Annotated in this window: 12 protein-coding genes; 4 read left to right on the plus strand and 8 right to left on the minus strand. The window is 54.3% G+C overall.

Features of this window, described 5'->3' with window-relative positions; translation table 11 throughout:
• Positions 1–40: 40 nt before the first annotated feature.
• The 3 genes from IEW12_RS21255 to IEW12_RS21265 all read right to left on the minus strand — a co-directional run bounded on the left by IEW12_RS21255 (position 41) and on the right by IEW12_RS21265 (position 4296).
• Positions 41–475 carry a hypothetical protein gene (locus IEW12_RS21255; RefSeq protein WP_229751269.1) on the minus strand — a complete coding sequence of 145 codons (435 nt, stop codon included), beginning with the start codon at positions 473–475 and terminating at the stop codon, positions 41–43.
• Between the two features lie 98 nt (positions 476–573).
• Positions 574–2349 (minus strand): hypothetical protein, encoded by a 1776-nt coding sequence (locus IEW12_RS21260; RefSeq protein ID WP_188568130.1) that lies wholly within the window; start codon positions 2347–2349, stop codon positions 574–576.
• Positions 2350–2859: 510 nt separating this feature from the next.
• Positions 2860–4296 carry a sigma-54 dependent transcriptional regulator gene (locus tag IEW12_RS21265; protein WP_188568131.1) on the minus strand — a complete coding sequence of 479 codons (1437 nt, stop codon included), beginning with the start codon at positions 4294–4296 and terminating at the stop codon, positions 2860–2862.
• An 804-nt stretch (positions 4297–5100) separates the two neighbouring features.
• On the opposite strand from IEW12_RS21265, the gene IEW12_RS21270 reads away from it, so the two are divergent.
• Positions 5101–6486: an acetate kinase gene (locus tag IEW12_RS21270; protein WP_188568132.1), complete on the plus strand. Its 1386-nt coding sequence runs from the start codon at positions 5101–5103 to the stop codon at positions 6484–6486.
• 258 nt (positions 6487–6744) lie between these two features.
• Entirely contained in the window at positions 6745–7197 is a 453-nt protein-coding gene (locus IEW12_RS21275; protein WP_188568133.1) for a glycine zipper 2TM domain-containing protein, read from the plus strand.
• A 141-nt stretch (positions 7198–7338) separates the two neighbouring features.
• Here the strand turns inward: IEW12_RS21275 and IEW12_RS21280 are convergent, their stop codons facing one another.
• Positions 7339–7590 (minus strand): hypothetical protein, encoded by a 252-nt coding sequence (locus IEW12_RS21280; protein WP_188568134.1) that lies wholly within the window; start codon positions 7588–7590, stop codon positions 7339–7341.
• A gap of 430 nt (positions 7591–8020) precedes the next feature.
• On the opposite strand from IEW12_RS21280, the gene IEW12_RS21285 reads away from it, so the two are divergent.
• Positions 8021–9667, plus strand: coding sequence for a methyl-accepting chemotaxis protein (locus IEW12_RS21285; RefSeq protein WP_188568135.1), 1647 nt, complete (start codon positions 8021–8023; stop codon positions 9665–9667).
• Between the two features lie 124 nt (positions 9668–9791).
• On the opposite strand, the gene IEW12_RS21290 is transcribed toward IEW12_RS21285, so the two are convergent.
• The 4 genes from IEW12_RS21290 to IEW12_RS21305 all read right to left on the minus strand — a co-directional run bounded on the left by IEW12_RS21290 (position 9792) and on the right by IEW12_RS21305 (position 12528).
• Positions 9792–10094, minus strand: a complete 303-nt coding sequence (locus IEW12_RS21290) for a HigA family addiction module antitoxin (RefSeq protein WP_188568136.1) — start codon at positions 10092–10094, stop codon at positions 9792–9794.
• A gap of 136 nt (positions 10095–10230) precedes the next feature.
• On the minus strand, positions 10231–10782 hold the full coding sequence (gene thpR, locus IEW12_RS21295; protein WP_188568137.1) for an RNA 2',3'-cyclic phosphodiesterase: 552 nt from the start codon (positions 10780–10782) through the stop codon (positions 10231–10233).
• A 61-nt stretch (positions 10783–10843) separates the two neighbouring features.
• Positions 10844–11605: an ABC transporter permease gene (locus tag IEW12_RS21300; RefSeq protein ID WP_188568138.1), complete on the minus strand. Its 762-nt coding sequence runs from the start codon at positions 11603–11605 to the stop codon at positions 10844–10846.
• Positions 11602–12528 (minus strand): ABC transporter ATP-binding protein, encoded by a 927-nt coding sequence (locus IEW12_RS21305; protein ID WP_188568139.1) that lies wholly within the window; start codon positions 12526–12528, stop codon positions 11602–11604. Before IEW12_RS21305 ends, IEW12_RS21300 begins: the two co-directional genes overlap by 4 nt.
• Before the next feature lie 507 nt (positions 12529–13035).
• Between IEW12_RS21305 and IEW12_RS21310 the strand changes: the two genes are divergently transcribed.
• Positions 13036–18171, plus strand: a complete 5136-nt coding sequence (locus IEW12_RS21310) for a diguanylate cyclase (RefSeq protein ID WP_188568140.1) — start codon at positions 13036–13038, stop codon at positions 18169–18171.
• Positions 18172–18317: the final 146 nt, after the last annotated feature.

Raw genomic sequence — 18317 nt, forward strand, 5'->3', positions numbered from 1 at the left:
GTGCTTCCTGACAGGACAGAAAATATCCGATTCATCGTTTTCAATGAAGCTGCAAATTGATGATCGTTGAGTTTTGTATTAATACATTAGCGCCCGAATTTTGTACCACGATAGGGATGCCGCTTACGTTGGCAAATGCACCCGACGTAATGTTGTTGGAACCCGTTGATACATTCGTGGCACTGTTATCTGCTACCGTGCCTTTCAGCTTTTGATCATTGCCGACAACCACCTCCGCTCCACCACGCAACTTGCCCAGGTCCTGGACATTTGCGGCTTTGCCGAATTTTCCTGAAAAGCTGCCTTGCTCATCACCTTTGGCAATTTCAGTGACAGGCAGATTCGCTGTCTCTGCAATTACCGGTGTTTTGCCAGGCAGGCTTTCACTAACCAGCGTTTGTGAAAACGCCAGTTGTGGAGCGATGGCGATCAGTAGTGCGATCGTCTTGCCATACGTACAGTGTTGTAGAAACATGCTCGTTTCTCCTTACCGTCCAGAACAAGTCAATGAACTGAGCGGAAAATTCGCGGTGAAATACGATTTACTCCACCGCGAGTCCCGCGATTAGTCAATTACTTGCCCAAGGTCATATTGGACTGTACGTTGACGCTTTGCTGTACCAAGCTGGAAATGCCGCTTTGCTGTGTCAGAACCATGATGCCGGCTGCCGATTGGGCTGCGCCTGTCATATTGTTCGACATATCAAAAGTGCCTGCATTGACGGTGTTGGTGCCGCCTGCGCCGCCTGCTCCGCCAGTGCCTGCTCCGCCATTGCCTACGCCGCCGGAGTTAGTGCCGCCTGAGCCGCCTGCGCCGCCGGTTCCTGCACCGCCGGTACCTGCACCAGACGAAGCTGTTGACGATCCGCCTGCGCCGCTGGAGTTGCCGCTGGCACCTGCGCCACCGCTGCCGCCTGCACCGCTGGTAGCATTACCATTGGTTGCATTGCCGCTGGTTGCTGTACCGCCTGCACCGCCTGCGCCTGCATTGTTTTGAGCATTGCCGCTATTGCCGCCAGTGCCGCCGGTTGCGCCGGTCGCACCCATGCCGCCTGTGCTATTGCCTGAAGCGCCAACTGCACCCGAGCCGCCGGTTCCACTGGAAGCTGCTGCGCCTGCACCGCCAGTGCCGCCTGCTGCTGCACCTGCTCCGCCCGCTGCTGCTGCACCTGCGCCGCCTGCGCCACTGGAGCCGCTGGCACCTGCTGCGCCGCCGCCGGCAGTGTTAGTTCCTGCTGCACCCGCTGCGCCTGCTGCACCTGCTGCGCCTGCTGCGCCAGATCCACCTGCGCCAGAGCTGCCTGCTCCGCCTGCGCCGTTATTGGAACCGGATGTTGCACCGCCGCCAGTGCTGCCGCCACCGGAAGTTCCGGTTATGCTGGAGTTGCCGCCGTTGCCGCCAGGATTGGAATCAGTACCGGCGCCACCTCTGGCATTGCCTGATGATGCTGATGCACCGCCACCTGTGCTGCCGCCGCCTGTAGCGCCATTATTGGCTGTAGAGCCGCCGCCATAGGCTTTACCGCTGCTGGCGCCATCGCCACCGCTGCCGCCTCTGCCGCCTGCTCCACCCAGGCCGCCAACGGCATCGCCATTGCTGCCACCGGATCCGCCGGAACCGCCGGATGCCGAGCCTGTGCTGCCACCGGAGCCGCCAGAAGAACTGCCGCCGGAACCGCCCCTTGATCCGCCTGCGCTACCACCCGATCCGCCGGAAGTGTCGCCGCTATTGCCGCCATTGCCACCAGCGCCGCCTGTTGCAGAGCCACCAGCGCCGCCTGCACCGCCTGAGCCGCCATCACCGGCTGAACCGCCCCTGCCGGTTGATGCGTCGCTTGCGCTGCCGCCACGGCCGCCTGATGCGCCTACTGCATCGCCAGTGCTGGCGCTGCCAACCCTTGCGCTACCGCCGGATGCGCCGTCACCACCGCCGCCAGCTTTTACTGAGCCGCTGTCGCCGCCGGATGAGTAGGCTTTGCCTCCGTTGCCATCGCCACCTGAACCGCGAGCGCCATCTCCGCCGTTGCCGTTCGCTGTGCCGCCTACGCCTTTGCCGCCTATGCCTTTAGCGCCCGCTGCGCCATTGGCGTCGCCGCTATTGGAAGGGTTATTGCCAATGTCCCGGACTCGATTTCCGCTGACGGTACCGGTGAGCGTACTGATTGCAGTTGCTTTGTTTACGTTGAAGGCGTCTGTGAATGTGCCAGTAGAGCCATTGTTGATCGCCGCAGCCCGCGCTGCATCCGCCGTGGCATCGCCACTGGTGGAGCTCGGGGTTTCTTGCGCAAATGCCGGAACGCTCAGGCTAAATGCGGCAGCGACGGCCGAAGCCAGTAAGGTCCTGTTCATAATTTCTCCTCGATAATTACGTAGGTAAGTGTTGGAGTTGGCGATACAGGCCAACTTCCTCAGTTACAGCAAACTTGATGCCAGCGGTTTTTTTCAGGATGAAAAATGAGGCTCTACAGAGGGAGAGGGGGGAATTTGAAGCGGGAAGCAAACGTGTGCTTGTTAAAGGGCAAGCTAAAAAACTGCGAAAAATAATAGCGGAATGTCACATGCATGAGACGGTGATTTGAGAAAACAGTTGCGTGCAAAGTTGAATCGGCTTTGGAATCAGCACCTTAGCGATAGCGGATAACTATTAATGCTTTAGGTCCATGTCTCATGGGAGTGACACCTGTAACAAATCTTTGCGCGAGTGTCACAATGTAACCTGCATCGTGCCGCGATTTATCCACCCGTCATTTCCTATGCGACAGATGTGCAAGGGAAATGGAGGGGAGAAATATGCTCGAAAAGAAAAAGGAAAAACGGATACCTGCGATTTATCTGCAGGTATCCGTTGGAGTGACAGTATTAACCGAGTTTGGGAGACTTGATGGGAGCGCTGTAATGCATATCACTAGTACGGTGATGCGCGTTTTCGCTGTTGGCAGCAGGCTTGCTGTGGATGTGTTCAAGATTTCCGCTGAGGCCGTGCTTTTCCATCAGCCGGTATAAGGTCATGCGAGATACGCCCAGATCCTGCGCCGCGCGCGTTTTGTTTTTTCCTGCTCGCACCAGGCAATTGAAGATCGCCTCGCGTTCTGCGCTGATGCGCACATTTGCCAGGTCATCGTTCTTCAGCAGCGATTGAATTTCCAGGTTGAGGTCTTCGGCCGAAATCAGACGGCCATCCGTGGTAACGATGGCGCGCCGGATGCGGTTGATCAGTTCCCGTACATTGCCTGGCCAATTGTGCGACAGCATTGCCTGCACCGCTTCGCTGGTGAAACCATTGAGCCGGGTCTTTCTCTCTTTCCCAAATACTTCCAGGAAGTGATTCGCCAGCAGCTCTATATCTTCTTTGCGCTCGCGTAAAGGCGGAACAATGATGGGCAGCACGTTCAGCCGGTAAAACAGATCTTCCCTGAATTTTCCTGCTTTCACCGCTTCCTGCAGATTCACATTCGATGCTGCGATGACGCGGGCGTTGACAGGAATGCTGGCGGAAGAGCCGATGCGGGTAATGGTTTTTTCCTGCAAAAAGCGTAGAAGGTTGGTTTGCAGATCCAGCGGCAGGTCGGCAATTTCGTCAAGAAAAATTGTTCCGTGGTCTGCGCTTTCGATAAAGCCGGCCTTTTGCGCGGCGGCGCCGGTAAAGGCTCCGCGCTGGTAGCCGAAAAGTTCGGACTGTATCAACTGTGATGGAATGGAGCCGCAACTGACTGGCACGAATGGGCCGTTGCTGCGAGGCGAGCATCGGTGGATGGCGAGCGCTGTCAATTCCTTGCCGCTGCCGTTTTCACCACCGATCAACACAGTTGCTTCGGAACTGGCAATCTGCTTGATGTGCTTGAATAGGGATTTCATGGCCGGACTTTCTCCCACCATTGCCATATCCTTGGTCGTTGAAAAACGTCTCTTGGACTGTTGGCGCATCATCGCCCGGCCATAAGCGTGACCGACTGTTTGTGCCAGCCGCTGAGATTCTATCGGCTGCGTGTGGTAATCAAAAAGGTGGCCCAGTATCAGTTCGTGACACTTCCATGACAATAAAGAATCGGGATGGAATACGCCTATCCACTCACATTCGGGATGTGCTTTCAGTAACTGGATCAAGGCTTCGTACTGAATCAGCTCCACATTTTCAATCGCCAGCAGGCAGACCAGGTAAGGCTCCTCCCGCATCATGCGTTCTGCAACAAGTATTTCTGCTGCGTAGTGTATTTCCCATTCCTCTTCTTGTAAGTATTGATCAAACGATGCGGAATTTTTTTGTAATCTGAGGCAAAGAATTTTACGTTTTTTCATTTTAATTTCCTGCTCGAATAAATACACGGTAATCAAGCTTCCGTTGCACTTGCTCGGGCTTGAGGCATTCCTCATTTGCCGGCCGGCATTCATCATTGCTGGTATTGACGATGACATCGGGCAGACACATGCGAATTGATCTGAATCAAATTTGATTGAAATCAGAATTTTTTCTTAACCGTGAACTTCTCCAACAACAATAAGCGGCATGGAAACCGGGTTGCGGAAACGATGTGTGTTGATTCGTATTACTTGTAAGGAAGGGTGCGCGCGAAAATATTATGATTCCTGATCGCATCGTCCGCCGTCTATCGTTTCGCTGGGCCAATTCTCTATGCCTATTCAGTTTTATTTCCTTATTTTTTGAACTTGCACACTAGTAGCATTTGATAGTGTCGACTAAACTTACATTCGCCCGTGATAGATGTTGTGAGCATGAAATATTCTGAAGTAAGCCTTTGATTGCAAGGATTTTGATCTTTTACGGCACGATTCGTGCTCTTTGTTTTTTGAGTTTTCCGATTCTCGAAAAATTTAGGAACCGGGTCGCTTTCTTTTTTAAACAATCTGTAAGACCTCGTTATGTTTAACAGATTTTTTGACTTTTACAAGTCAACTCTGACAAGGATAATGAGTCAGCCCAAATTCAACGCAATTTCGCATGGATCCAATAACGGCAGGGGCTTCTGTATTTTTCATTTGCAATAAACCGTAGTCGAAATTCACAATGGTTGACAAAAAAATTGCCGTCCTGAAGCAGTCATAAAAAGTCCGATAGTTCAATTTTCGATAGGGGAGAAAAGTATGAAAAAGCAGCCCTTTTACAATGTTGCCGCAGTGGCTTGTTCTGCGTTCTGTCTTTCAAGTTCCGCCGTATTTGCGCAAACAGGCAGCTCATCTGTTGCCGGAGAAGACGCATCGGGATCGGTAGATATATTAAAGCGGGATGTCAATGATCTGACCAGGCAGCTTGAAGTGCTGAAACGGGAATTGGATGAAGAAAGAAGTAAACTCCGTGATCTGCGGCGTTCGGTGAGGGCCGAGATGCTGGCAACCCAGCGCGGTGGAGCGGCACAGGGAATGGGGCCCGCTGCGAGTAATGGACAGCAGGGGCAGCAGGGACAACAGGTGCAGCAGGGTGGAGGGCAGGAAGTTGCGCAATCGGGAGCGCCGGCGAATACGCAGGATGGACAAGCGTCCGGCCCTGTCGGTGTCGCGCCGGAACGCAATAATCGCCAACGTGAAGTCGCTCCTATTTTTGAGCAGCCGGGCATATTGACCCCGCGTGGAAAGTTTGCGCTGGAGCCATCTTTACAGTACAGCTACTCGTCCAATAACCGCGTTGCGCTGGTCGGCTACACGGTCATCCCTGCGTTGCTCATTGGCCTGGTGGACGTACGGCAAGTGAAGAGTAATACGCTGACCGGTGCAGCAACGGGGCGTTATGGCCTGACCAACCGGCTGGAACTGGAAATGCGCGTGCCCTATGTGTATCGCAGCGATTCCACGATCAGCCGTGAAATTTTCACCGGTAGCGCGACGGACAATGTATTCCAGACCAGCGGCAAGGCTATCGGCGATGCGGAAGTCTCAGCGCGTTACCAGTTCAATGACGGCGGTGCAGACCGGCCGTATTTTATCGGTACGATGCGGCTCAAATCGCGCACCGGCAAAGATCCGTTTGAAGTGATCACCGATTGCCAGACCCGCTGCGTTGGCAATACGACCGGCACCGGCTTGCCACTTGAATTGCCCACAGGCTCTGGATCGTATTCAATACAGCCTGGACTGACCTGGCTGTTTCCCAGTGACCCTGCAGTGTTTTTCGGCAGCTTCAGCTATCAGTACAATATTGAACGCAAGGGCGTAAGCCGCCGCGTACTCAATGGCGAGAGCGAATTTCTCGGCGATATCAAGGCCGGCGATATCATCGGCGCGAACTTCGGTATGGGATTGGCCTTGAATGATAAATCTTCGTTCAGCGTTGGTTTTGACATGAACTCGGTAGGCCGGACCAAGCAGAACGGCGTAACCGTGCCGGGCTCGGTACGCACTGTGCTCGCCAGTTTATTACTGGGTTACTCATACAGGTATTCCGACAAGACCTCGTTCAGTCTGTCTATAGGTACAGGCCTGACACGCGATACGCCGGACATGACTGTCACCATGAGGGTGCCCATGTCGTTCTAAAGAAAGTTCCGATGTAAACCAAAAGCAAGGGTAGTGCGTTATAGCTACATAGACGGCCTGCTGTACCGGAAGCATGTGCTTCGCAGTGGAGTAGTAATGAACGGTAGGCGGCTATGTAGGGAAATATTGCTTTGTATCAGTTGTAAGAGTCTGTTTCTTGCTATCGTTTTTTTACAAAGCAGCCCCTATATTACTATCATGCAAGCGCAGTTTCGCACTCTTGATTGCGGATACGCTTGGGTTTGAAAGGATTACATCATGCTAAGTCGTAAATTAAGCGCAGTAGCCGCGGCAACCATACTAATTGCTGTTGGCACAACATCCGTCGCATACGCCCAGGATCAAGGTGTTAATACCTTGCTTGGCGCCGCGGTAGGCGCAGCAATTGGACATGGTATCAACGGACGTGACGGTGCTATCGTCGGCGGCGTGCTCGGTGCAGCGGTAGGTGCCAGCGCAAGCAATTATGACAGGCCTCGTTACTACGGCCCACCTCCTGCAACAACATACTATAGTGCGCCGACCACCACCTATTATGCAGAACCTGCCCCTTCCTATTATGCGGCTCCGACTACCGTCTATTACTCCAGGCCGCCAGTCTATGTAGAGCCGGCGCCTGTATACTACCGTTCAGCTCCGGTGGTCGTAGAGGAACGTTACTATCGTGGTGGCCCCCGCTATTACTATGGCCACGATCACTGGCGCAGATAATAAGTTGAGGCGAGAGATAAGCTAAGAACGGCACGCAATTGCGTGCCGTTTTTTTTTGAAAAAACCATCCTGGATATATATATATAGGCGTGTTGAAGAATCTCTTCGGCGGAGAAACCGTTCAGCAATCACAGGTTCTATTTAGCCTAGCTCATCGTGATTCAATAGATTGCCGTCGACCAGCAGTCTGATGCCTGCCTGCTGCAGCCTTACAAACTCCGGCATAGATGCCGCGAGCTGCCGGAACTCGCTGATCTCGCCGCCATCCGGATGTACTCCGCTGGGCGCCAGTTCCTCATTGAAGAGCTCACCATTGAATCCCTCCCTGCTGACCATGAATCCCAGCATGAATGCCTCCATCAGCGAGGATTCTTTGTTTATATCGGTAGCCATGCAACACCTTTGAATTTTGTCGGATCTGTTGAATGCTAGGCGATACCGTGGGCAATGACTGTTAGCCAGCACACGAAAGCATGTGGGAAGTCGTTTTCCTGATCCGCTTATCCGGCCTCTGCTGCCTTGATTTTAGGCAGGTTTAACTTTGTTTTACAAATCAATGGTTTATATCTCGATCTCCAGGGTTATCCACAGGATTGTTAACACAAGATGTGGGTAAGATACTTATAGCGCTTCGACGTTCGCGCAATGGAAAGCTGCGCCCTGCGCAAGCGTTCTGTTTGCAACACAATTTGCGCTATGCATCTCTGTTTTAGCTTTTCTACATTGTCTGGCGGAATGCTTTTGGCGTATGCTGAAAGCATGCTTTGTCGCAAGAAAAAGCTGCTAAAAAATCATCATATGAAAAAAACAATGGGAGACCACCGTGATTAAACTGACGTTTCAACAAAAACTTTGGATCCCCCTGATTTGTAGTCTGATATGCATTTTCAGCGTATCGATTTACGATGCCGTTCAAACCCGCCATATACGCATAGAAGAACGCAGCGGCGACCTTAGTAATGTGGACGATGCGGCGCTGAGTATCGTCAAACACTTCGGCGACATGGCCGCTGCAGGAACCTTGACGAAAGAAGAGGCGCAAAAACAGACAATCACCGCGATCAAGGATTTTCGTTTCGGCAAGGATGGTTACGTGACCATCGTGAGCCTTGACGGCGTCGCTGTGATGAACCCATTCAAGGCCGAGAACGACGGCAAGAACATGATGGACTTCAAGGACGTGCAGGGCAATTACCTGTACCGCGATATTACTGCGGTTGGCAAGACAGCCAGTGGTAGCGGATTTGTCAGTTATGTGTGGGCACGGCCTGGCGAGACCGAGCCTGTACCCAAGCTGAGCCGCGTTGCCACCTACAAGCCTTGGGAATGGGCGCTGGTCACCGGTGTGTACATGGATGACATCGACATTGCGTTCCGCAAGTCCTTGCTGCAGTCGGCCATGGTGCTGCTGGGCGTGTGCGTTGTGCTGGCCTTCATCGTCTCTTTAGTCAATCGTAATCTCCTGCGCACGATAGGTGGTGCGCCGGAATATGCTGCTGAAGTGGCCGCAGAAATCGCCGCCAATAATCTCAGCATTACTGTCGACACCAAGCCAGGGGACAATAGCAGCTTGCTGTTCGCAATGAAAAGCATGCAAACCAACCTGGCCAGCACCATAGGCGAGATAAGGCGCAGCGCCGATACGATCGCCGTCGCATCCAGTGAGATCGCCGCCGGCAATATGGATTTGTCTGCCCGCACTGAATCACAAGCCAGCTCGCTGGAAGAGACGGCAGCCTCCATGGAAGAGTTGACTTCTACCGTCACCCAAAATGCCGATAATGCGATGCAGGCCAATCAGCTTGTGAAGTCCGCTTCCGAGGTTGCACAGAAAGGCGGCTCCGTGGTTTCGCAAGTTGTGCAGACGATGGACACGATCAATGCGTCCGCCACACGTATTGTAGATATCATCAGCGTCATTGACGGCATCGCCTTCCAGACCAACATCCTGGCGTTGAACGCGGCGGTAGAAGCTGCACGTGCCGGTGAGCAGGGCAGGGGCTTTGCCGTGGTGGCGTCTGAGGTGCGCAATCTTGCGCATCGTAGTGCAGCCGCCGCCAAGGAAATCAAGGGATTGATCGGTGATTCGGTAGACAGCATTGCCGCAGGCAGCGCGCTGGTTGCTGAAGCCGGCACAACGATGGACCAGGTGGTGAGCAGCGTGTCACGCGTGACCGACATCATGGCGGAAATTACCGCGGCCTCCAGCGAGCAGAGCACCGGCATTGGTCATGTCAATACGGCGATTACCGAGATGGATTCTGTCACCCAGCAAAATGCCGCACTGGTAGAGGAAGCTGCTGCGGCTGCGGGTAGCCTGCAAGACCAATCGGCGAAGCTGGCGCAATTGGTGTCGCGCTTCAAGCTGGATATGAACGATACAGGCATGGCACCGCCTCCTTCTCCATCCGCCAGGCCTGCGCCACGTGTTGCTGTGAAGGCCAGGCCGGTGCGGGTAGCCCTGCGCTGATCCGTACGACCTTTATGCCCTGCAGCCTTGCCGGACAAAAGAAAATTCTGTGCCGGGATGAGCGGATTGAGTTGCTAAAAGCTGATGATAGGGCTGGGAGGCGTAATCCGATTTATTCCGGCATTTATTCGTCGCCGGATAAGGCGAGCCTGATAGCGTTGTCGTAGTTGCGCTGGAGTTGCAGCCAGTAACCGGGTTCTACGCCGAAGTGGCTGTCCAGGGCAGCGCCGATCTCGGCATTGATTTCTATCTTCCCTTCCAGTATGCCGTCTATCGTCGCCATCCCCAGGCCGGTGGCATCGGCCACTTGTTCCTTGGGACGGGTGAGCGGAATCAGGAATTCTTCCAGCAGGATCTTGCCCGGACGCGCATCTGGCGGTATCAGGCCGGTGCTGTCGAAATCATCATCGGAAATAGCTGACCCCATATTGTTTTCCTGTGTTCCTATCTTGTGTGGAGGAGTGCCGGACAGATCCAGCTTGGGCGAGTGTACCAGTGCGCACAAAAAAACGCAGTGTCAGAATGATATTAAATATATGGCCTCGTTTTGGCCAGGTGCAGCGCTAGGTAACATCCGGGATTTTCTGCAGCGGAAAGGAGTGCTCGCGGGTGTACTGCGAGCCTTCGCTCGTTAGTATGCTGGAGTAAAGTGCGAAGTCGCTTACCGGCATAGGTGCAGACGGAAACTCGGCATCCTGCATCAGGAAGTCGTTGATGATATTGCCGGGCGCCTCAGGTTTGCAGCGCGCGAGTGTGATATGCGGTGTATAGGCGCGCACTTTTGGTTTTAATCCCGCCATGGAAAGGGCAGCAAGCACCTTGTCATGCAGGTCCAGCAATTGCGGATTCTGCTGCACGCCGGCCCACAAGGCGTTGCCGCCATTGTGGGAGTGGAAGCGCCCAAGCTTGTCCAGCTTGATTGAAAAGGTCGCTGCCTTGATCTGCTGCAAGGCTTGCGCCACAGGCTGCACGTCAGCTTCGCCGATGAAATGCAATGTCAGGTGAAATTGCGCAAGCGTGGTCAACTTGATTCCTGCGGCCTGGCGCGGCTGCCACTGTGCCAGGCAGGAGGCGATGGCGGGAGTAGGGGCAATGGCAACGAATAGCCTGGGCATCCTTATCTCTCCCGCGCAATTTCCTGTTTACATAAAAGGTCGTGGCACTGCTAGACCAAACTCAGGTCTTGAGCCTGTAGCCAGTCTTGAATATCCACCACACTGCCGACACGCATAGCGCCAGGAAGACCAGCGTCATGCCGGTGCTGACAGCAATACTCACATCGGAAATGCCATAGAAGCTCCAGCGAAAACCGCTGATCAGATACACTACCGGATTAAACAGCGCGACCTTTTGCCAGAACGGCGGCAGCATGCTGATGGAATAAAAACTACCGCCCAGGAAAGATAAGGGCGTAATCACTAGCAGCGGGATGATCTGCAACTTCTCAAAACCATCCGCCCACACTCCTATCACAAAACCGAACAAGCTGAAGGTGATTGCCGTCAGCAGCAAGAAAATGACCATCCACAAAGGGTGTTCAATTTCAAACGGTACAAACAGGCGCGCCGTCACCAGTATCAGCGACCCCAGTATCACGGACTTGGACGCGGCAGCACCGACATACCCCATCACGATCTCTATGGGCGACACAGGCGCAGAAAGTATTTCGTAAATAGTGCCGGAAAACTTGGGCATATAAATGCCGAAAGACGCATTGGCGATGCTCTGTGTCATCAGCGACATCATGATCAGCCCCGGCACGATGAACGCGCCGTAGCGAATGCCGTCCACTTCCACCATGCGTCCGCCGATGGCGGCGCCGAAGACGACAAAATACAGAGAAGTAGAAATGACGGGCGAAGCAATGCTCTGCATCAGCGTGCGCCAGGTGCGCGACATTTCAAATTGATAGATCGCGCGGATAGCGTAAATGTTCATGGTTGCGACCTCACGAGATTGACAAAAATTTCTTCCAGCGAGCTCTGGCTCGATTGCAGGTCCTTGAAATCGATACCATGCTCGCCCAGTTGCCGCAACAGATCGGCAATGCCGGTCTGTTCGCTCTGCGCGTCAAAGGTATACACCAGCTCGTTACCGTCTGCCGACAAGGTCAGCGGCTGGCCGGACAATGCCCCCGGGATTTGGGCCAAAGGATGCTGCAGATGCAGGGTCAATTGTTTCTTGCCCAGTTTTTCCATCAGCACGGTCTTGTCTTCCACCAGGATGATTTCGCCTTTGCGGATCACGCCTATGCGGTCGGCCATCTCTTCGGCTTCCTCGATATAGTGAGTCGTGAGGATGATGGTGACGCCGCTTTCCCGCAAGCCGCGCACCATTTTCCACATGTCGCGGCGCAGTTCCACGTCCACGCCGGCGGTAGGTTCATCCAGGAACAGGATATGCGGTTCATGCGACAGCGCTTTGGCGATCATCACCCGGCGCTTCATGCCGCCTGACAAGGTCCTGATGCGCGCATCCTTTTTGTCCCACAGCGACAGGTCGCGCAGCACTTTTTCTATATGAGCTGGATTCGGCGCTTTGCCGAACAGGCCACGGCTGAAGCTGACCGTACTCCATACGCTTTCAAATGCATCGGTCGCAAGCTCTTGCGGCACCAGGCCTATCTTGGAGCGTGCGGCGCGGAAATCAGTAATCACATTGTGTCCATCTGCGAGGATGCTACCGCTGCTGGGATTGACGATGCCGCAGATGATATTGATCAGTGTGGTCTTGCCGGCACCGTTTGGCCCCAGCAGTGCAAAGATTTCTCCTTGCCGTATATCCAGATCGACGCCTTTTAGCGCCTGAAAGCCCGAGGCATAAGCCTTGGTGAGATTTTTTATTGAGATGATCGCCTGCATGCGATGTCCTTGTTATTGCTTTGAATGGCGGTGATTGTATTATGAATCGCGAATGCGGTACGGGCAGGGCATCAATAAGCCGGTTTGGTCTATATGTTGTGTAGATGGACCCGGCACATTAGGCGGGACTTGGACTGCACGCATGTTCTGGCTGTGTTGTTGCAGTAAGACAATGTGATAGGGAGGTTTTCTTTGTTATCTTCTTTCATTGCTCTCTATTTTTGATCTAAATTCGGTTATTGCGCTCCCATTTTTTGCTAAATCTACACTGTGGTCTTGTATTTTATTTCTCCGTGGAAATTTATCGGCATTATTGGCAAGCAAGAATGTAAAGTGCGCTGCCAGGGCCTCTCGTCGACGTTCCCGGATATGTTAGACTGGCAGCAATATCTCAGGCAGAAAGTGGGGCGCATGCTGCACGAAGTGCTGGGCGCATACCTTCGCCTCCAGACTGTGCGGAAGGATGGCCTCGCTGCTCTGGTATTGCAATCCGGTAACAGGAAAAAAGTGACTGCGCTTTACGAATCTTACGAATACGATATTGTCGAACGGCTGCACGTTAGTGATCGATCGCTGGTTTATCGCGCCCTGTCTGCGCAGGGCAAGTTCCCTGTCATTGTCAAAATTCCCAGCAAGGATTTCCCTTCGTTCCAGGAGGTGGCTCAGTTCAAGCGGGAGTACGCTATCGCGCGCCGCTGCGAGCATGAGGGGATAGTACGTCCCATCGCATTGCGGCAGGTAGTTGGGCGCTGGACCATGATGCAGGAAGATATAGGCGGCCAGTCCCTGCAACAATTGCTGCGCGAATACCGGGCAAGCAAACAAGAGTTGGAGACGCAGACGGCAATCCCGCTGGCAGATTTTTTTGACATTGCCCTGCAGCTCTGCGATGCACTAGAAGTCGTGCATGCCAATCACATCATTCATAAAGACATTAACCCCTCCAACCTGATCTGGAATAGCGGAAAGCGGCTATTGCAGCTGATTGACTTCGGCATCGCCAGCGAGCTGGGCCAAGAGACCACAGGCATCAGCCATCCCAATACGCTGGAAGGCACGCTGCGTTACATGGCGCCGGAGCAAACCGGGCGTATGAACCGCATTGTTGATTACCGCGCGGACTATTACGCAGTAGGGGCGACCTTTTATGAGTTGCTGGCAGGGCAACCGCCTTTTGCCGTTACCGACGCGATGGAGCTGGTGCATTGCCATATCGCGCGCGCGCCGGACTGGACCTTGCTCTCATTGAAAAACCTGCCGGGTCCATTGCTGCAGATAGTTCAGCGTCTGCTGGAGAAAAATGCAGAGCAGCGCTACCAGAGCATACAGGGTTTGAAGAAAGACCTGGAGCTATGTCGTGCGATAGCGCAGCAACCTGTGCAGCAGCCGGCCCATTTCACGGGCCTTACCGATCACAGCGGGAAATTTCTGATTCCGCAAAAGCTCTATGGTAGGGAGGGCGAAGTTGAAGTGTTGCTCGCCGCATTTGAGCGCATTTCTGATGGCCCCGCTGAGATGTTGCTGGTGGGGGGCTATTCAGGTATAGGCAAATCGGCGCTGATCAACGAAGTGCACAAACCGATTGTTGCCAGGCGCGGCTGTTTTGTTTCTGGTAAATTCGATCAGTACAGGCGTGATATTCCATATGCCTCGCTGATTCAGGCTTTTCAGGAATTGATACGACAATTGTTGAGCGAGCCCGAAGCGCAATTGCAGTCATGGGCAGCCAAGCTGCATAACGCGATGGGCGCCAATCTGGGTGTGATGGCGGAGCTGATTCCGGAGCTGGCGCTGATCGTCGGCAGCATCGAGCCCGTGGCAGAATTGCCGCCGGTGGAGTCGCAAAACCGACTGAGCCGCAGCTTCTTGCAATTTGTTGGCGTGTTTTCTGCCAAAGACCACCCGCTGGTGATTTTTCTCGATGATTTGCAATGGGCGGATGCGCCCACGCTGCGGATCATAGAGCAATTCATGCGCGATGCCAGTGCGTGCCATTTATTGTTTATTGGCGCTTACCGCGACAATGAAGTCAGCCCTGCTCATCCGCTGATGAGCCTATGCGATACCTTGCACACACATGGCGCGCCTCTGCATACATTGATGCTGGCGCCGCTGACGGAGCACAACGTCGCCCAACTTAATGCCGATGCGCTGCGCGTTTCCATGGCGGAGTGTGCTCCGCTGACCCGGCTGTGCTACCAGAAAACCCGCGGCAACCCTTTCTTCCTGAACCAGTTCCTGCAGACTATCCACGAGGCGGGCCACCTGACTTATCGCTTCGACCAAAACTGCTGGCAATGGGATATGCAGTCTTTGGAACGCACCGATTACACGCATAATGTTGTCGAACTGATGCTGGAAAAAATCCGGCGATTACCACTTTTGACCCAACACATCGTGCAACTGGCGGCCTCGCTGGGTAATCGCTTTGAGTTGGAAACGCTGGCCGTCATCAGCGAGAGAACGTCTTATCAGGCACAGCAGGATTTGTGGCCTGCACTAAAGGCTGGCCTGATTCATCCACTAGATCATAGCTATAAATACCTGGAAGAAGAAGAGCCGACAACGCAGATTGCGTACCGTTTCTTGCATGATCGTGTGCAGCAGGCCGCTTACGCTGTAGTCGATGAGGATGCGCGCCGGCAAAACCATCTCTGCATAGGCCGTCTTTTGCTGAGGCACGCAACGTCGCGGACGCTGGAAGATCAATTGTTTGCCGTTGTCGAACAATTGAATGCCGGACGTGATCTGATCCAGGATGGTGACGAACGCCTGCAATTGGCTGCGCTCAATCACCGTGCGGGCGGTAAGGCGAGCGGCGCGGCGGCGTTCCAGGCAGCATTGCGTTATATGCGAACAGGCGTATCTTTGCTACCGGATTCCGCTCCGCTGCAGCATATTGAGTTGTATCTGAACCTGCAACTTGGCGTTGCGGAGTCGGCCTACCTGTGCGGCGAATTTGCGGCTGCGGAAGCAATTTATCCCCTGGCCCTTGCGCATTGCATAACGGAGTTGCAAAAGGTTCGCTGCCTGACCATCCAGGCCCATCAGTACCAGCTACAGGGGCGCCTGCTGGACGCCATCTCCATCTTGCGTAAAGGCCTGGCCTTGCTGCAGATAGACATTCCCGGCGACGATGCTGTACTACAGGCGAATATCCCCGCCTTGTTTGCCGATACAGACAAGTTGTGTGCCGGCCGCAGTATCGGCGAACTGCTGATAGCGGAAGAAATGAGCGATCCTGTTTCTGTTGCTGCCATGCGGATGATGCAGGGTTTGTGGATGGCGAGCTATTATGCCGGCCAGCAAAATCTGAGCATGACAATGATATTGAGTATGACACGCTTATCGCTGCAAAAAGGCAATAGCGACTTCACTTCTGTCGGCTACGTAGGCTTTGCATTTTCGCTTGCCATTCATACGAGAAATGATGAGCGCTCCTATCAGTTTGGCGCCATGTCCTTGGACCTGGCCAAGCGCCGCACCAACCTGCAGGCGCGTTCCCTCACTTGCTTGATGTTTGCCGCGCTGGTCAATCACTGGAGCCGTTCCTTGCGGAGTTGCGACGTGTTGTATGAGGATGCGCTCAACTGGGCGCTTGAGAGCGGTGATTTTGTGCAGGTAGGTGTGGTTGCTGCCGTGCGTGCAACCGACAGGCTGATCATGGGCCAATACCTGCCTGACTTGCTGCAATCGGCAGAGCGCGACCTGGTGTTGATGCGTGCAAACGGTCAAATGGATATGGTGGATTGCTCCATTGCCGGCGCCGTGCAAGCGGCCAAATGCCTGATGGGGCTGACGCCGGATCACGCCAGTTATGATGACGACAGTTTTAGCGAACAAGACTTCCTGGCAAGCTACGGGCACTCTCGGTTGTTCAGGGCCTATTTTTTGCAGGGCAAGATTCGTAATGCCTACCTGTTTGATAGTGCCGATGCCGAAGCGCTGGCGGAGCAGCTGGAGGTCGTCACGCAATTGATGCGTGGCCAGGCCAAGGTCGCGGAAGCTACTTTTTATGCGGCCTTGATTTGCATCCGCGCATTGCGGCGTGCGCCCCAACGCACTGACGCTACCGCCTTGCTGACTCGTATCAGTGCGATGGAAAAAAATCTGGCCGCCTGGGCAGTGCTGGGGCCAGACAATGTCTCCGCCAAGCACTTGCTGATGCAGGCTGAGTGCGCGCGCTACCGGGAACACATGCAGGATGCGATAGCGTACTACCAGCAAGCGATCGACAGTGCCCGCGATACCGGCTATATCAATATCCAGGCGCTGGCCAATGAACTGTGCGGCGAATTCTGGCTGGAGCAAGGACAGCAGCGTATCGCGGAAATTTTCTTGCAGGATGCGTTAACCCATTACCGCCAGTGGGGCGCGGAGGGCAAGGCCACGCAGTTGGCTGCACGCTACGATTTTCTGAAAGAGCTTGCTTCCGGACGCGCTGGCACCAGGGTGCGGCATACCACGGCTGCGGTGGCGGCAGGGCACACCATGCTCAAGTCCACCGTCGGCAAGGCAAGTATCACGACCGTCACCAATGCCACTTCCGTCAATGCTACGCTGGATCTGGCGTCTATCGTCAAGGCTTCGCATGCGCTATCGAACGAGATAGGCTTACGCAACGTGCTGCAAAGGCTGATCGCCATCGTGCGAGAAAATTCCGGCGCCCAGGTGGCCCGGCTGCTGCTGTTGCACGATGACATATGGCGGATGGAGGCTGACATTTCCGGCGATACGCTTTCCGTGCTGCAGGCCAGGCACATCAGGCTGGATGCCGATAGCGATAGCCTGTTTCCTCTGTCTCTGCTGCGCTACGTCATACGTAGCGGTGCAGAAGTGATAGAAGACCGCATAGCAGTTTCACCCCGCTTTGCATTGGATGCCTATGTACAAGCCCACCAGCCCAAGTCGGTGATGTGCCTGCCGATCAAGCAGGGTGGTCGGGTGAGCGGCATGCTATACCTGGAAAACAATCTGGCGGAGGCTTCCTTCACTGCAGAACGTGTCGAGTTCTTGCGCATTCTGGGTGGCCAGGCGATGATCTCCATCTCCCACGCCCGTTTGCACGACAGCCTGGAGCAGCGGGTCGCCGAGCGTACCGCTCAGTTGGAAGAAGCCAATCACAAGCTGGCAACCCTGTCTGCCACCGATGGCCTCACTGGCCTTGCAAACCGCCGCCGCTTTGACGAGGCGCTGGCCAGCGAATGGAGCAGGGCCACACGTACCCAGCAGCCGCTTGCCGTGATCATGATCGACGTGGATCACTTCAAGAAGTACAACGACTGCTACGGCCACCAGGCCGGCGACGAATGCCTGAAAACCGTCGCCCGCGTCTTGCAGGAGGGTACCCGCCGCATAAGCGATCTCGCCGCACGGTATGGCGGAGAAGAGTTTTCTATTGTGCTGCCCAATACAGAAGCGGACGTCGCCCACAATATCGCCGAATCCATGCGCTATGCGATAGAGGCACTCAACATGCGGCATGAGCAATCCCCATTGGGACGGGTCACGGTCAGTATTGGCGTCGCTCTTAAATCGACAGGCTATAGCGGCGATGCCGAGGGCTTGGTTCGTGCAGCGGACGAGGCCCTGTACCAGGCCAAGGATCAAGGGCGGAATTGCGTGGTTTTGACTGCAGGGTAAATATAGCCAGCCAGCACATCGCCTTTTCTTCGAAAAATATGAAATGGCCCGATTACCGCGCACTTGATTTTAGTTGTCTTTTTGAATGCAAAATAAATTCATTTAATTTCCTTTGGGTAATATTGTAAAATGCGAATGTAGGATGA

The organism is Parundibacterium terreum, assembly GCF_014636315.1.
Taxonomy (GTDB): Bacteria; Pseudomonadota; Gammaproteobacteria; order Burkholderiales; family Burkholderiaceae_D; genus Undibacterium; species Undibacterium terreum.

Bases quoted from the DNA above. Each gene is read 5' to 3' on its own strand.
- IEW12_RS21255 (WP_229751269.1), bottom strand. From the start codon at position 475: ATGTTTCTACAACACTGTACGTATGGCAAGACGATCGCACTACTGATC.
- IEW12_RS21260 (WP_188568130.1), bottom strand. From the start codon at position 2,349: ATGAACAGGACCTTACTGGCTTCGGCCGTCGCTGCCGCATTTAGCCTG.
- IEW12_RS21265 (WP_188568131.1), bottom strand. From the start codon at position 4,296: ATGAAAAAACGTAAAATTCTTTGCCTCAGATTACAAAAAAATTCCGCA.
- IEW12_RS21270 (WP_188568132.1), top strand. From the start codon at position 5,101: ATGAAAAAGCAGCCCTTTTACAATGTTGCCGCAGTGGCTTGTTCTGCG.
- IEW12_RS21275 (WP_188568133.1), top strand. From the start codon at position 6,745: ATGCTAAGTCGTAAATTAAGCGCAGTAGCCGCGGCAACCATACTAATT.
- IEW12_RS21280 (WP_188568134.1), bottom strand. From the start codon at position 7,590: ATGGCTACCGATATAAACAAAGAATCCTCGCTGATGGAGGCATTCATG.
- IEW12_RS21290 (WP_188568136.1), bottom strand. From the start codon at position 10,094: ATGGGGTCAGCTATTTCCGATGATGATTTCGACAGCACCGGCCTGATA.
- thpR (WP_188568137.1), bottom strand. From the start codon at position 10,782: ATGCCCAGGCTATTCGTTGCCATTGCCCCTACTCCCGCCATCGCCTCC.
- IEW12_RS21300 (WP_188568138.1), bottom strand. From the start codon at position 11,605: ATGAACATTTACGCTATCCGCGCGATCTATCAATTTGAAATGTCGCGC.
- IEW12_RS21305 (WP_188568139.1), bottom strand. From the start codon at position 12,528: ATGCAGGCGATCATCTCAATAAAAAATCTCACCAAGGCTTATGCCTCG.